Origin of the sequence: Brotonthovivens ammoniilytica (assembly GCF_025566885.1) — a bacterium.
Classification (GTDB): Bacteria; Bacillota; Clostridia; order Lachnospirales; family Lachnospiraceae; genus Brotonthovivens; species Brotonthovivens ammoniilytica.
Map to the genome: position 1 here is coordinate 848,584 of NZ_JAOQJQ010000001.1, position 14,589 is coordinate 863,172.

At 43.5% G+C, this 14,589-nt stretch carries 14 protein-coding genes; 1 reads left to right on the top strand and 13 read right to left on the bottom strand.

The features are described 5' to 3' along the window. Positions 1-8: 8 nt before the first annotated feature. The 10 genes from OCV88_RS03895 to acpP form a co-directional block, all read right to left on the bottom strand. Entirely contained in the window at positions 9-692 is a 684-nt protein-coding gene (locus OCV88_RS03895) for a conjugal transfer protein TraX (RefSeq protein ID WP_262590671.1), read from the bottom strand. A 137-nt stretch (positions 693-829) separates the two neighbouring features. Then, positions 830-2,506 carry an acetyl-CoA carboxylase carboxyltransferase subunit alpha gene (locus tag OCV88_RS03900; RefSeq protein WP_158424281.1) on the bottom strand — a complete coding sequence of 559 codons (1,677 nt, stop codon included), beginning with the start codon at positions 2,504-2,506 and terminating at the stop codon, positions 830-832. Between the two features lie 18 nt (positions 2,507-2,524). Further along, the gene (locus OCV88_RS03905) at positions 2,525-3,871 is read right to left on the bottom strand and encodes an acetyl-CoA carboxylase biotin carboxylase subunit (protein WP_158424282.1); all 1,347 of its coding nucleotides are present in this window, start codon (positions 3,869-3,871) and stop codon (positions 2,525-2,527) included. A gap of 11 nt (positions 3,872-3,882) precedes the next feature. Next, on the bottom strand, positions 3,883-4,311 hold the full coding sequence (gene fabZ / locus OCV88_RS03910) for a 3-hydroxyacyl-ACP dehydratase FabZ (RefSeq protein ID WP_158424283.1): 429 nt from the start codon (positions 4,309-4,311) through the stop codon (positions 3,883-3,885). 8 nt (positions 4,312-4,319) lie between these two features. Next, positions 4,320-4,784 carry an acetyl-CoA carboxylase biotin carboxyl carrier protein gene (gene accB / locus OCV88_RS03915; RefSeq protein ID WP_158424284.1) on the bottom strand — a complete coding sequence of 155 codons (465 nt, stop codon included), beginning with the start codon at positions 4,782-4,784 and terminating at the stop codon, positions 4,320-4,322. Between the two features lie 14 nt (positions 4,785-4,798). Beyond that, positions 4,799-6,031, bottom strand: a complete 1,233-nt coding sequence (gene fabF / locus OCV88_RS03920; RefSeq protein WP_158424285.1) for a beta-ketoacyl-ACP synthase II — start codon at positions 6,029-6,031, stop codon at positions 4,799-4,801. A gap of 9 nt (positions 6,032-6,040) precedes the next feature. Next, on the bottom strand, positions 6,041-6,781 hold the full coding sequence (gene fabG, locus OCV88_RS03925) for a 3-oxoacyl-[acyl-carrier-protein] reductase (protein ID WP_158424286.1): 741 nt from the start codon (positions 6,779-6,781) through the stop codon (positions 6,041-6,043). Positions 6,782-6,794: 13 nt separating this feature from the next. Next, on the bottom strand, positions 6,795-7,724 hold the full coding sequence (gene fabD, locus OCV88_RS03930; RefSeq protein WP_158424287.1) for an ACP S-malonyltransferase: 930 nt from the start codon (positions 7,722-7,724) through the stop codon (positions 6,795-6,797). A 9-nt stretch (positions 7,725-7,733) separates the two neighbouring features. Continuing rightward, the gene (fabK, locus tag OCV88_RS03935; RefSeq protein WP_158424288.1) at positions 7,734-8,657 is read right to left on the bottom strand and encodes an enoyl-[acyl-carrier-protein] reductase FabK; all 924 of its coding nucleotides are present in this window, start codon (positions 8,655-8,657) and stop codon (positions 7,734-7,736) included. Positions 8,658-8,674: 17 nt separating this feature from the next. Next, complete coding sequence (acpP, locus tag OCV88_RS03940; RefSeq protein WP_158424289.1) at positions 8,675-8,908, bottom strand: acyl carrier protein; 234 nt, start codon at positions 8,906-8,908, stop codon at positions 8,675-8,677. A gap of 188 nt (positions 8,909-9,096) precedes the next feature. Here acpP and OCV88_RS03945 point away from each other — a divergent pair, with 188 nt between their 5' ends. After that, entirely contained in the window at positions 9,097-9,423 is a 327-nt protein-coding gene (locus OCV88_RS03945) for a DUF1292 domain-containing protein (protein ID WP_158424290.1), read from the top strand. A 174-nt stretch (positions 9,424-9,597) separates the two neighbouring features. Here OCV88_RS03945 and OCV88_RS03950 read toward each other — a convergent pair whose 3' ends face one another. From OCV88_RS03950 to OCV88_RS03960, 3 genes are all read right to left on the bottom strand, one after another. Beyond that, entirely contained in the window at positions 9,598-10,014 is a 417-nt protein-coding gene (locus OCV88_RS03950; RefSeq protein WP_158424291.1) for a hypothetical protein, read from the bottom strand. 36 nt (positions 10,015-10,050) lie between these two features. Next, positions 10,051-11,871, bottom strand: coding sequence for an ATP-dependent helicase (locus tag OCV88_RS03955; protein WP_158424292.1), 1,821 nt, complete (start codon positions 11,869-11,871; stop codon positions 10,051-10,053). A 1,187-nt stretch (positions 11,872-13,058) separates the two neighbouring features. Next, positions 13,059-14,561, bottom strand: coding sequence for a 4Fe-4S dicluster domain-containing protein (locus OCV88_RS03960; protein WP_158424293.1), 1,503 nt, complete (start codon positions 14,559-14,561; stop codon positions 13,059-13,061). Positions 14,562-14,589 lie beyond the last annotated feature (28 nt).

The window sequence follows — 14,589 nt, forward strand, 5'->3', positions numbered from 1 at the left end:
CTTATTATCTATACCAGAATATGCTGCCATACAACCGGATACAGATAAGCAGAAATTAAAAACAGTATCATAAGATGGCAGGGATAAAATGCATAAAAAAAGTATTTGCAGGAAATTCCTCTTCTGCCATTATACAGCGCCATAGGCAGCACAGATGCAATTGCGGCAATCTGTACGGTATTTCCCATCAAAAGCATAAGAACTGTAAAGGCCAGATACTTCCAGGCAGGCCGATGATAAAAAAAGTAAAAAACAAAAACCACTGCGATTCCAAAAGCGGAATAATCCGTTCTGGCAATCATAGCAGCTGCCATAACCGCCACTACAATCACAAACTGCCCTCCCACAGAGCCGGTCTTTTGGACCAGATACAGCATAAAAACTCCAAACAGCAGCGTCCAGAATACATTTTGACTGTCCCAGCTAAATAAATGGCCGGTTCTTGCAAGGTCATAAGGTATCTCTGATAGTAATGCAAAAATCAGCAGACGCAGCATATATTTTTTTACATCTTTTGTATGCAGAAATCCTTCTGCCAGGACAAATGCAAACAGCGGAAATGCCAGACGTCCGATTATATTTAAAATGATGCAGTCTGGGAAAAATACCTTTCCCAGATGATCGCAGAGCATAGATACAACTGCTGTCATTTTTAATGCAAATCCATTAAGTCCCACCTGTGTTTCTTTCATTTTATTTTTCTCCATATTTTTTGATTATAGCATAGAACAAACAGACGGTACAAGACTATTCCCTTCTCATACGCGCAAAACAGCCACGGCCTTTAGATATGTTATCTGCCGGCCGCGGCTGTTTTATACGTACTGGTCTACATATTTCGAAAACGATTATAGCGTTCTTCTGCAAGCTGTTCTCCGGATTTATCCAGATTTTCATAAAGAAATTTCCGGATATTTTTCCGCATGAATTTACTGAGAGCCAGCAGATTTTCGTTGCAGGCGGGCTTGGGTTCTGCAATCACCTTATCAATAATATGCAGCTTGTGCAGCTCTTTTGCTGTAACTTTCATTAGACCTGCCGCCTCCGGCGCCCGCTTGCTGTCTTTCCACAAGATAGAAGCAAATCCTTCCGGGGAGAGAATGGTATACGTAGCGTTTTCCATCATCCAGACTTCATTGGCTACTGCAAGAGCAAGAGCGCCGCCGCTTCCGCCTTCCCCGATTACGATTGTCAGTACAGGAACTTTCAGTCCCGACATTTCCATCAGATTTCTGGCAATGGCCTCTCCCTGTCCGTGCTCTTCGGCTTCCAGGCCGCAGAATGCACCTGGAGTATCTACAAAATTAATAATAGGACGATGAAACTTCTCCGCCTGCTTCATCAGCCGCAGAGCCTTCCGGTATCCTTCTGGTGAGGGCATGCCAAAGTTACGTTTAATATTTTCCTTTGTGCTCCGCCCTTTCTGCTGTCCGATGACAGTTACCGGACATCCGTCCAGATATGCAATTCCCCCAACGGTAGCGCCGTCATCTCCGTAATGGCGGTCACCATGAAATTCTTCAAAGTCCGCAAAAATCTCATTGATATAATCAAGAGCGGTGGGACGTCCTGCACTTCGCGCAATCATCACACGTTCCCAGGCTTCCATTTCCTGGTTTTCAAACCGCTGTCCAGGTATAGCAAGCTTTGTCAGGATCAGCGCCTCTTCTTTTGTTACTTTATGATGCATCTGAAGGAGCTTTGCAAGAGTTCCCTTCATATTATCCCGTTCAATAATACCGTCAATCAGTCCATGCTCCACTAAAAACTCCGAGCGCTGGAATCCTTCCGGAAGCTTTTGTCCAATGGTCTGCTCAATAACACGGGGACCTGCGAATCCCACCAGCGCCCCCGGCTCAGCCAGAATAATATCTCCCAGCATGGCAAAGCTTGCTGTTACCCCGCCGGTTGTAGGATCTGTTAAAACAGTAAGATATAAAAGTCCTGCATCTGAATGCTTTTTCAGGGCCGCAGCAGTTTTTGCCATCTGCATCAGGGAAACCATTCCTTCCTGCATTCTGGCTCCGCCGGAACAGGTAAAAATAATCAGCGGCAGTCTTAATTCCGTGGCTTTTTCCACGGACCTTGTAATCTTTTCACCTACAACATATCCCATACTGCCCATAAGGAATCTGGCGTCACAAATACAGACTGCCGCTTCTTCCCCGTGAATCTTACATTTCCCGCAGGTTACAGCTTCATCAATTTTCCACCGGTCTTTGAGGAACTCAATTTTTTCCGGATACCCGGGATAATCCAGAGGATTTGAATTTTCAAGATCTGTAAACCATTCCTCAAATGTTCCTCTGTCAGCAATCAGGCGAATTCTTTTTTTCGTTGACAGGCGAAAATATTTTCCGCATTTATAACAGCTGTAGTGATTATGCACAACATCTTCTTTGTACAGCATCTGGCCGCACCCGTCGCACTTCATCCACAGCCCCTCCGGAAGATCACTTTCTTTTTTCGGAAGTGAAATATAATTGCCTTTTTTAAATTTTAACACAATCAGTCACCTTAATTCCTATTCATGTTCAAAGTAATCCTGAATAAAATGAGTATTCACCTCTCCGGCCAGAAATACCGGGTGATTGATAATCTCATACTGATAATCCAGGTTTGTTACAATGCCGTCTACATTTACTTCGCCTAACGCACTGCGCATTTTCGCAATGGCTGACGCCCTGTCTTTTGCAAATACAATAATCTTCGCGATCATAGAATCATAGTATGGCGGTATTACATATCCGGAATAAATAGCAGAATCAATCCTGATACCGTTTCCTCCCGGCAGATGCAGATATTCGATCTTTCCCGGGCACGGCATAAAGTTTCTGGAAGGATCCTCCGCATTCAGGCGGCACTCAATGGCATGGCCGCTGATCTTTATATCCTTCTGTTTAAACCGCAGTGGTTCTCCGGCTGCAATGGTAATCTGCTCCTTAATCAAATCAAGCCCTGTTACCATTTCCGTCACCGGATGCTCCACCTGAATCCTTGTATTCATCTCCATGAAATAAAAGTTTTTTTCTTTATCCAGTAGAAATTCTATGGTTCCTGCACTTTCATAATTTGCAGCCTTTGCCGCTTTAACAGCAACTTCTCCCATTTTTTTCCTAAGCTTTTCATCCAGCGCTGCTGACGGAGATTCTTCAATCATCTTCTGATGGCGTCTCTGTATAGAACAGTCTCTTTCACCCAGAGACACTACATTTCCAAACTTATCTGCCAGTATCTGAAACTCAATATGGCGGGGGCTCTCTACATATTTTTCAATATACATAGTATCATCCCCGAATCCATTTACAGATTCCTGCTGAGCCACTTTAAAATTATCCGAGAAATCCTGAGCCGAACGGGAGATCCGCATTCCTTTTCCGCCGCCTCCGCTGGCCGCTTTGATCATCACGGGATATCCGATTTCATCAGCAAGCTTCTGCCCTTCTTTGGCAGAAAATACAGCCTCTTTCGTACCAGGAACTACCGGAACTCCGGCATTCATCATTGTTTTTCGTGCTTCTTGTTTATCGCCCATTCTATGAATCACTTCCGAAGAAGGGCCGATAAAGGTTACATTACACTTTTCGCACATCTCCACGAATTTTGAATTTTCAGATAAAAATCCGAACCCCGGATGAATGGCTTCGGCTTTGCTGGCAATGGTAGCGCTTAAAATACGCTCCATATTCAAATAACTGTCAGCCGGGGAGGCTTTTCCAATACAGATGGCTTCATCCGCCAGCTGTGTATGAAGAGCCTCCCTGTCAGCTTCTGAATAAACCGCAACAGATTTAATTCCCAGCTCCCGGCAGGCACGGATAATCCGCACCGCGATTTCTCCCCGGTTTGCAATTAATATTTTCTGAAACATAAGCACACCTGTTAACCGATGGCGAAAGTCAGCTCGGCAATAACGGCAGCCTTACCGTCTACGTAAGCTTTTGCGCTTCCAACGCCAATGGGTCCTTTTTGTTTGACAATTTCTAGTTCCAGGGTTAACACATCTCCCGGAACAACTTTTCTCTTAAACTTAGCAGAATTAACTGCACCAAAATAAGCCGTTTTCCCTTTAAAATCTTCGCAGCTTAAGATTGCCACTGCACCCACCTGAGCCAGCGCTTCTAAAATTAAAACTCCTGGCATTACAGGCTCCTGTGGAAAATGCCCCGCAAAAAACGGTTCATTATAGCTGACACATTTTCTGCCTACCGCACGTTTCCCGGGTTCTAGCTCCTCAATGGTATCAATTAAAAGAAATGGCTGTCTGTGAGGGATGATTTCCATAATTTCCTTGGTTGTTAATACAGACATACTGCCTCCTATCCAATAATAAACATATCCTGACCATATTCGATCAGCTCGCCATTTTCTACCAGGATTGCTTTTACAATCCCGTCAAATTCAGATTCAATTTCATTCATCAGTTTCATGGCTTCTACAATTCCAAGAACCTGACCCTTTTTCACAGTATCTCCAACCTTAACAAAGGGTTCCGCATCCGGTGAAGGCGCCGCATAAAAGGTTCCCACAAGAGGACTGCTCATATGATTGCCGGAAGGCTGCGCATCTGCTTCATTCCCTTCAAATCCTGCTGCAGATACTTCTGTATTTACAACGGGTACGGCATTCATCACAGGCATGTTTGGAACCTGAAGAGGCTGCATCTGAATTTTTCCGTTACTTTTTTTCAGTTTTAAAATGGCACCGTTTTCTTCATAGGACATTTCTGTCAGACCGTTTTTTGAAACGGCTTCCATTAATTTAATAATCTGGTCTACTTCCATTTCCATGCTCCTGACTATTTATATTTTTTAACAATTAAGGTAGCATTGTGGCCGCCAAAAGCAAGTGAGTTGCTCATGGCATAATCAAATTCCATATCTACACCATGCCCCTGTACATAATCCAGATCCAGTTCTTCATCCGGCTGTTCTAATCCTACTGTCTGGTGAATATAATTGTGATTCATCTGCAGGATGCTGGCAATAAACTCTACCGCCCCCGCAGCGCCCAGAAGATGTCCGATCATGGACTTTGTGGAATTAATTTTCAGCTTGTATGCATGATCTCCGAAGGCTGTTTTAATGGCTCTCGTCTCAAAGAGATCGTTATGATGGGTGCTGGTTCCGTGGGCATTGATATAGGTAATGTCCTCCGGCTTCACCCCGGCATCCTCCATGGCAAATTTCATGGCATTTGCCGCTCCCATACCGTCTTCTGCTGGAGATGTGATATGGTATGCATCGCTGGTAGCGCCATATCCAACAACCTCAGCCAGAATCTTTGCGCCCCGGGCTTTTGCATGCTCCAGCTCTTCTAGTACTACAACACCTGCCCCGTCTCCCAGAACAAATCCGTCTCTGTCCTTGTCAAAAGGAATGGAACATCTTTCCGGTGTATTCTTCGCAGATAATGCAGTCAGAGATGTGAATCCCGCTACACTGATGGGGGTAATGGCACATTCAGTTCCGCCTGCCAGCATCACATCTGCCTCCCCATGCTGAATACTCCGGTATCCCTCTCCGATAGAATGGGTTCCTGTGGCACATGCGGTAACTACATTGATTGTTTTTCCTTTCAGTCCAAGCTGAATGGAAACGTTGCCTGCCGCAATATTGGTAATCATCAAAGGCACCAATAACGGATTTACTCTTCCCGGTCCTTTGTTCAGCAGTTTTTCGTACTCCCGCTCAATGGCCTGGAGACTTCCGACGCCAGATCCGATGGCACAGCCTACCCGGTACGGGTCTTCCTGTTCCATATCAAGTCCCGACTGCAAAAAGGCTTCCTTTGCCGCCGCCACAGCATACTGGGAGAATTTTTCCATTCTCTTTGCAGCTTTGCCGTCCATAAATTCCTTGGCCGCAAAGCCTTTGACTTCCGCCGCAATCTTTACTTTATAATCTGTTGTATCAAAATATGTGATTTCGCCAAAACCGGTTTTTCCGGCTTTCAAACCGTCCCAGTATTCTGCAACATTTAATCCGATCGGGGTAATTGCTCCCATTCCGGTTACTACTACTCTTCTCATATCTTCCTCCTACATTGCCATTCCGCCGTCTACACACAGCACCTGTCCGGTAATATACGCCGCTTCATCAGATGCCAGAAAGCAGACTGCCGAAGCAATCTCTTCTGCCTTTGCAAATCTTCCCATAGGAATCTGGGCCAGGCCGGCCTCTTTTGCAGATGCAGGCAGTTTATCTGTCATAGGCGTCTCAACAAAACCGGGGGCTACTGCATTCACACGGATTCCGCGGCTGGCAAGCTCTCTTGCCATAGATTTTGTCATACCGATAATTCCGGCTTTGGAAGCAGCATAATTCACCTGGCCCGGATTTCCAAGCACACCGGATACAGAAGAAATATTAATAATACTGCCGCTTTTTTGTTTCAGCATCTGACGATAAACATGACGCATCGTATTAAATGTGCCTTTTAAATTCACATCAATGACATCGTCAAATTCTTCTTCTTTCATAGCCATCAAAAGATTGTCTTTTGTAATACCTGCATTGTTCACAAGAATATCAATGCGGCCGTATTTTTTAACAATCTCCTTGATCATAGACTGAACTGCAGTAAAATCATTGACACTGCACTGTACGCATTCTGCCTTCCCACCGGCATCCCTGATATCTGCCGCAGCAGCTTCTGCTGATTCTTTTGAGTGCATATAATTGATCATTACCTGTGCGCCCTTGGCCGCCAGCATTTTTGCAATTTCTTTTCCGATACCTGACCCGGCACCTGTTACTAATGCTACTTTACCATTCAACATATTTTCTCATCCTTTATTCCTGACCGGACAGCTCCTTTACAAGGACATCCAGATCTTCTATCTTATCTACATGATAAGCGGAAACTTCTTTATTGATTTTTTTCATAAATCCGCAAAGTGATTTCTTTGGTCCGATCTCAATAAATACTTCTACACCGTCATCAATCATCCGTTCAATGGTCTGCTGCCAGCGCACAGAAGAAGAAATCTGATCCTTTAACAATCCGCGGATTTCATTTTTATTAGTTACATAGTCAGCTGTCACATTTGTAATATACGGAGTCTGAATATCATGGATTTCTACCTGTTCCAGCTCTTTTTCCAGCTTCAGACCTGCTTCTTTAAGCATATCTGAATGAAAGGGGCCGCTTACCTTTAAAGGCACGCACCGTTTTGCACCTGCCGCTTTTAAGGCATCTGCCGCTGCTGATACAGCGCCTTCCTCCCCGGTGATTACAGTCTGTCCCGGACAGTTATAATTTGCCACGGAAACAATTCCTTCTGTTTCCTGGCATATTTTCTCAATGGTTTCATTGTCAAGGCCCATAACAGCCGTCATGGCTCCTCCCGTGGGAACCGCTTCCTGCATATATGCCCCCCGTTTTACCACGATTTTAAAGGCATCCTCCGGTGTCATAACCCCAGAGGCAACCAGGGCTGCGTATTCTCCCAGACTTAACCCTGCATTGACAGTAGAAGAAAATCCTTTCTCTTCTACTGCTTTTAACACTGCCAGCTCGTCTGCAAGCATAGCAATCTGCGTATATTTTGTAATGTCCAGTTCCTGATTTTCCTCAAAAAGAAGATGATACATATCTATGCCGCTTACTTTACCAGCCAGATCGATCATCTCCTTGGAACAGGCATATGTATCATAAAAATCTTTTCCCATGCCAATGTACTGTGAACCCTGGCCCGGGAATATAAAAGCTGTTTTTTTCATGATTTTCTCCTATCTGTTCAGTAAGCTCTCCGCCTTTGTCATAATGTCCGCAATGATTTCGGCACAGCTTTGCTCTTCTTTCACCATTCCGGCAATCTGGCCTGCCATAACAGTACCTGTTTTTACATCGCCGTCAATCACCGCATTTCTCAGTGAGCCAAGGGTAAGATGCTCAAGCTCCTCAAATCCCGCTCCCTGCTCTTCTAACTTAATGTACTCTCTTGTCATCTGATTTCTGAGACAACGGATGGGATGTCCGTGAGAACGTCCTGTAACAGTAGAATCGATATCTTTTGCCTTAATAATTTTCTTTTTGTAATTTTCATGGCAGATACATTCATTGGCCACACAAAATCTTGTACCAATCTGAACTGCCTGCGCCCCCAGCATCATAGCCGCCGCAAGGCCTCTTCCGTCTGCAATGCCTCCGGCTGCAATCACCGGAATTGTTACTGCATCCACAACCTGGGGAACAAGAGTCATGGTAGTTGCTGCTCCAATGTGGCCGCCGGACTCTGTACCCTCCGCCACAACAGCATCCGCACCGGCCTTTTCCATCATCCGTGCCAGGGCTACACTTGCCACAACAGGAATCACCTTAATGCCGGCCGCTTTCCACATTTCCATGTATTTGCCCGGATTTCCGGCCCCGGTTGTCACAACCTTAATGCCTTCTTCTACAACTACTTTTGCTACTTCATCCGCATAAGGACTCAGCAGCATGACATTTACTCCAAAAGGCTTATCTGTCAGCTCTTTTGCTGCCCGGATTTCTCTGCGGATCACATCCTCCGGTGCGCTGGCAGCACCGATCAGTCCAAGACCGCCTGCTTCGGATACTGCCGCCGCTAAATGATGTTCCGCTGCCCAGGCCATACCTCCCTGGATAATCGGATGTTCAATTCCTAAAAGTTCTGTAATTCTGGTTTTCATTTTTTTATCCTTTTGAATTATTCTTCTACACCATGCTCTTTCAGGTAATTTACAATATCACCTACTGTAGCCATAGATTCTAATTCTTCAGATGGGATTTCCACTTCATACTCATCTTCTAAAGCCATTACTAATTCAAATAAATCTAAAGAATCAGCCTCTAAATCATCTTTAAAGTTTGATTCTAATTTAACCTCTGCTGCGTCAATGTCTAACTGGTCTGCGATCATCTGTTTCATTTTTTCTAACATAATAGTGTCTCCTTTACTTGTATATCATTCTTTTTATATTTATTTTGATATTCAAAGTATATATATTGGTGATTTATTTGTCAATACTTTCTGAAGGTAAAATAAATTGACTTTTTTCCACAACTTTCCTATACTTGGAATATACAAAATATAACCCGTGATCTTATATGGAAAGTGAAGGTTTATCTATGAAAAAAAATAAAGAAATCCAGAATATCGAGGAAGACATTCTGGATCCGGCCGACATTATTGTCACTCTGGATCTGGACGACAATGTGTCTGTAGACTGCGAAATCTACACTATTTTTGAAGTGCAGGATCAAAACTATATCGCCCTTGTTCCGCTGCAGGAAAACGGAGAACGAAACGACGAAGGGGATGTATACCTTTACCGCTACTTCGAAGACGAAAACGGCACCCCTTCCCTGGAAAACATCGAATCCGACGACGAATTTGAAATAGTCTCCGACCGCTTCGACGAACTCCTGGACGAAGAAGACTTTGAAACCCTGTAAGCCATGCATGGAACTGAATGTGAAAAGCCCCGCGAAAAGTTTACTTTTCAGCAGGGCTTTTTATATTTAGGACCATATATGGCGCCAGCCATCAGCGAGAAAATCGGCAGATTTTTGAGCTGGCATGGCTTACAGGGTTTCTCTCTACAGAACACATCCGGCGCCAGCCATCAGCTACTGCCTGTGAACTTCACAGTGTTCTTCTAATTCTGAAAATATCTTTCTAAGGGCATCACAATAATTTCTGTCCGGACGAAAACTCATATGATTAATTTTGATATAGCTTTCCGATACGAAAATAGTTGTCTGCCTGCTTTCCTCCCAGATGGTGACCGTTCCAAACCCGCCGTCTAAATCTTTTGGAATGCAGGGTCTTAATTTCATACTCTGCAGAAATTCCACAAGCTGTCTTAAATCATCCTCATCCGTTACCGTATAATAGCCTTCTGCATAGGAAATATCTGCGGAAGTGACCTGATTTTGTTCCAGCTTATTTAATGCGGCAGAAGGCCTTGCAGGCAGGAATATGAGCAATACAAGAACTACTACAGCTGCTAAAAAGACAGAAATCAGTATTTTCTTTCTTCTCATAAGTATCCACCTCCATAATAATTTTCAAATAATAAATTACACCCCAAAAATCTCCTCCAGAAACCTTGATGGCGCTGTCTCTCTGTTATTGATCTGCCCGCATCTGCACAGGGTCAGCTCCTTTTTCGCCCGGGTCATCCCCACATAAAACAGACGGCGTTCCTCCTCGATATCCGCGTCCATAACAGATTTCCGGTACGGAATGATTCCCTCGTTGATATCGGTAATAAACACATAATCGTATTCTAATCCCTTCACACCATGGAACGTGGACAGCGTCACGGCCTCTGTCTGCTCCTTCTGCTGCTGGTTTAATTCCCGGCGCACATCCTCCATATGCAAAAACCATGCTTCATAGATAGTAAAATTTTTGGCTCCAAGCTGTAACTCATCCAGCACTTCCAGAAGCTCTTCATAATCTATCTTTCGAACCTGGGAGATTTCCTGTAAATAGGATTCGTAATCAATTCCCTTACGGATATAATTCACTGCGGAATAAGGCTTCATTCCCTCAATCACCTTTAAATCCATCTGCAGCTTTTCAAGCCGCTGTACCATCCAGTCAGCTTCCTTATAATAGTCTTCCCACACATCAAAAGCCACCGTCTCTTCCGGCAGACTTTCTCTGGATAAATAGCGCTTTGGCCTGTTCATAATCTGCAGAAAATCTTTTCGCTGCCGGCTGCCAAGAGCAATATTGATATAACACAGCAGATCCTTTGCAATCCAGTGGTCGTAAATATTAGGGATACGCTCTCTGGTGCGGAAAGGGATATTGTAACGCATCAGATATTCCATCAGAAGCCTTGGCTGCATATTGGTACGAAACAAAACAACCATTTCCTCATAACTGATTCCTTTCTTATGAAGCTTCCTCATCTCTTCCGCCAAATACTGATCCTGATCCTTTTGATAACCGAAGGAAAGATTCCGTATCATGCCGGCCTCCTGTGCAGCCGCTGTAATCTCTTTTGGAAAACGGACAGAATTTACCTGAATCAGCTTTTGGGATAAAGAAACCACCTCCCGGGGACAGCGGTAATTCATATTTAAAGTCACTTTTTTAATATCCGGGAAATCCTGTTCCACATGCATCATAATCTCAGGTTTCGCCCCACGGAAACGGTAAATAGACTGATCATCATCTCCTACAATAAAAAGGTTCCTTGTCTTGTCCGCCAGCATTTTAATTACATCATACTGCACCTGATTAATATCCTGGAACTCATCAATTAATATGTATGGAAACCGTTTCTGCCATCCTGCCAGAATATCCTTTCTCTGTTCAAAGAGCTCCTTGCAGAACACCAGCATATCGTCAAAATCAATGAGATGGTTGCTGGTCAAAAACTTCTGATATGCCTCAAAAACCTTGCGGAATATATGTTCCGCACAATTTGTGGAATAATAATGCTCCACCTGAATATCTGAATTTTTCACCATGCTGATCTCAGCAAGAACAGAAGAAATAAACTCATTCTCATCCTCATAGTCCAGCCGCATCTTTGCCGCTAACTGCTTCATAAACTGAAACTTCTGGTCTTCCTTTATGATATCTGATCCTTTATATCCATAGGCATATTTTAAAATCATAAAATAAACCGCATGAAAGGTTCCAAAGGTAACCGGCAGCTTCCTGCCCTGCATCAGCCGCAGAAACCGTTCTTTCATCTCATTTGCAGCCGCTTTTGTAAAAGTGATCACAAGAATATCTCCCGGATTCACATAATAGTGGTTAATTAAATATCGGATTCTCTGTATAATCGTAAAAGTTTTGCCGGAACCTGGTCCCGCCAGAACCATCATAGGCCCCTCATTGTGCATAACCGCTTCTTTTTGTGCCTGATTCATTTCCATAAGCAGTCTTTTATATCTCCTCAGCCGTATTATTTTTAAGTATTGCAGTGTATTCCCCATTATAAATGTCAATTATTTTTTTCTCAACTGTTATCCTTTAAAGCATATGTTAAATTTAAAACCTTCATCTCTATATTTTTAATTTTTACTCCTCTTTCATCAAAATCCACCGCCTTTCGGATTTGTGTCAACACTGTTGTCACAAATTATATCGTATTTTACGTAAGCAAAACCTTCACCAAACTTGGAATCTTTTCTATATTATTCCAGTTTTTATAATCTCACTTTTTTTAACAAACATACAAATTACTAGGTTCTCTCAACATTTCCTCCGGAAAAGCATTACCTTTTGTCATATTAAATTCCCGCACTACTGTATAGACATTATCATTAATATTTAGTCTGGGCCAAATATGTTTCACATCATCAACAATTTGAGAAGCATTACTTACATTCTAATTTTCATAAGTTACAACTTTTTATACCTTTCTCTTGAAAAAATGACTCTATCGCTCTTTGTCCTGCTTCTGTTCCATAATAGCCATGTACCTCAATGGTACATGCATTTTTCCAATGATATCTTCAATCGCTACCTCTGTAAGTTTCTCTGGCATTGATGATAAAGTATCTAAACAATTAGCAGAATCATTGCTTTTAAGATAATTCAACTGTCATAATCTTCTAAAAAACACGATTATTGAGTATTTTTAGTAATGTATCTGAATACTATTATAATGCATATTTATAGAGACTTCCATCCCCTCTACCCATTCTCCCACTTCCTGCCAGCTCCGCCAGCAGTTCTCTACACTCTCCTAATCTCGATGATGCAGAGGTACGGAAAGTAATCAACTATTTTTCTGTAAAGTCACTTGCCTCAATAAATCCATTCACCGGACATACAGCAATCCCATCACCACAAAAGATAACCTATATATTATCAATCATTCTCTGATAAACTCATTTCAAGTTTTCAATCACAATAAAAGAAGTCCCAGCATAAGCGAATCTGACATATTTTCTATCAGATTGTTTTATACAGAGACTTCTTTTGTTCTCATATCAGATACTCCACACCTAAATACCACACTGCATTTTAGGAAATGCAAGCAGGCAAACACAGGCTATTACTTCATATCCTTTTTTAGAAAACTCCTCTTCCTCATCCGTATTTACTTTAACTTCATTTATTTCAATTCAATTTCTTCCAGCTCTTTTGGGGGAACCTTCCTGGTAGAATCCTGTACGATTCTTGCAATTTCTCTTTTTGCCGTATTAAGAGGAAGCAGTGTACCGGCCCCGGCAATACAGCCCCCGGGGCATCCCATGCCTTCAATCAGACACCCGTTCTTTTTTCCCGCTTTTGCAAGCATCAGTATCTTTCTGCATTCATCTAGTCCCTCGGCATGTTCAATCTTCACATCCACTCCGGGATAATACTCGTGCACACATTTTTCAATAGCCTGTGCTACTCCGCCGGCAACAGCATAGCCCCTTCCGGCTCCTGTGGCGTCATGGAGGCGTCCCTGACTTTCTGCCTTAGCCGGGTCAATCCCTCTTGCTTCAAAGATCGCGTCCAGCTCCTCAAAGGTAATTACAAAGTCTACATCACTGCGGACAGTATGCCGCATAGCCTCAAGCTTCTTAGCGGCGCAGGGACCGATAAATACTACCTTTGCATTTGGATGCTCCTTTTTAATACTCCGGGCAGTGGCTACCATCGGCGTCAGCTCTGTGGATACACTTTCAATCATCTCCGGAAACTGCTTTTTTGCCAGCATTGCCCAGGAAGGACAGCAGGATGTTAATAAGAACGGAAGATCTCCATTTACCACATGATTAACATACTGATGTGCTTCTGTCACCGCACCGATATCAGCTCCTAAAGCCACTTCATACACCTGGGAAAATCCAAGCTCCATCAGCGCTGCTTTTACTTTATCCGGGGTTACATCCGGTCCAAACTGTCCCACATAGGCAGGTGCAATTTCAGCAATCACCTCACCGCCGTTTTTCATACACCTGATCAGCTGAAAAATCTGAGATTTATCAGCAATGGCCCCGAAAGGACAGCTGACCATACACATTCCGCAGGAAACGCATTTTCCATTATCAATAACCGCCCGGTTATATTTATCTGATTCAATGGCATTGACGCCGCAGGCGCTGGCACAGGGCCGGACCTTCTTTCCAATAGCATCAAAGGGGCAGGCCGCTTTGCATCTGCCGCATTTAATGCACTTATCCTGCTGGATATATGCCTGCCCGTCCAAATGTATAATGGCATCTTTCGGACACACTTCCATGCAGGGATGCGCCAGACACTCTCTGCAGAGATTGCTTACCTCATAAACATTATCCTCACAGGCATTGCAGGCAGAGGGAATTACCTGCATCAAAGGAGGCTCATAATACATCTCATCAATACTGCTTTCTGCCAGTCCTTTTGTAATGTGCACCGGTTTATTCTGCGGACGCAGTGAAAGCCCCATGGCAAGCCGCACCCGCTCAGAACTAACTGCCCGTTCACGGTAAATGCTTTCCCTGAATTTTGGTTCTTCTGTAGGAGAAAGCTGATAAGGAATTGCCTCTATATCATCTCTGACATGTTCTGATTCATATGCAATTTTGGCAATCTCTACAAAAACACGTTTCCGCAGTTCTGATACCTGTGTACGCAAACCTCTCATGTGCAACACGCTCCTTTTATTTTAATTT

Coding starts and splice junctions, on each gene's coding strand:
- OCV88_RS03895 (WP_262590671.1), bottom strand. CDS start 692: ATGAAAGAAACACAGGTGGGACTTAATGGATTTGCATTAAAAATGACA.
- OCV88_RS03905 (WP_158424282.1), bottom strand. CDS start 3,871: ATGTTTCAGAAAATATTAATTGCAAACCGGGGAGAAATCGCGGTGCGG.
- fabZ (WP_158424283.1), bottom strand. CDS start 4,311: ATGTCTGTATTAACAACCAAGGAAATTATGGAAATCATCCCTCACAGA.
- accB (WP_158424284.1), bottom strand. CDS start 4,784: ATGGAAGTAGACCAGATTATTAAATTAATGGAAGCCGTTTCAAAAAAC.
- fabF (WP_158424285.1), bottom strand. CDS start 6,031: ATGAGAAGAGTAGTAGTAACCGGAATGGGAGCAATTACCCCGATCGGA.
- fabG (WP_158424286.1), bottom strand. CDS start 6,781: ATGTTGAATGGTAAAGTAGCATTAGTAACAGGTGCCGGGTCAGGTATC.
- fabD (WP_158424287.1), bottom strand. CDS start 7,724: ATGAAAAAAACAGCTTTTATATTCCCGGGCCAGGGTTCACAGTACATT.
- fabK (WP_158424288.1), bottom strand. CDS start 8,657: ATGAAAACCAGAATTACAGAACTTTTAGGAATTGAACATCCGATTATC.
- acpP (WP_158424289.1), bottom strand. CDS start 8,908: ATGTTAGAAAAAATGAAACAGATGATCGCAGACCAGTTAGACATTGAC.
- OCV88_RS03945 (WP_158424290.1), top strand. CDS start 9,097: ATGAAAAAAAATAAAGAAATCCAGAATATCGAGGAAGACATTCTGGAT.
- OCV88_RS03950 (WP_158424291.1), bottom strand. CDS start 10,014: ATGAGAAGAAAGAAAATACTGATTTCTGTCTTTTTAGCAGCTGTAGTA.
- OCV88_RS03955 (WP_158424292.1), bottom strand. CDS start 11,871: ATGGAAATGAATCAGGCACAAAAAGAAGCGGTTATGCACAATGAGGGG.
- OCV88_RS03960 (WP_158424293.1), bottom strand. CDS start 14,561: ATGAGAGGTTTGCGTACACAGGTATCAGAACTGCGGAAACGTGTTTTT.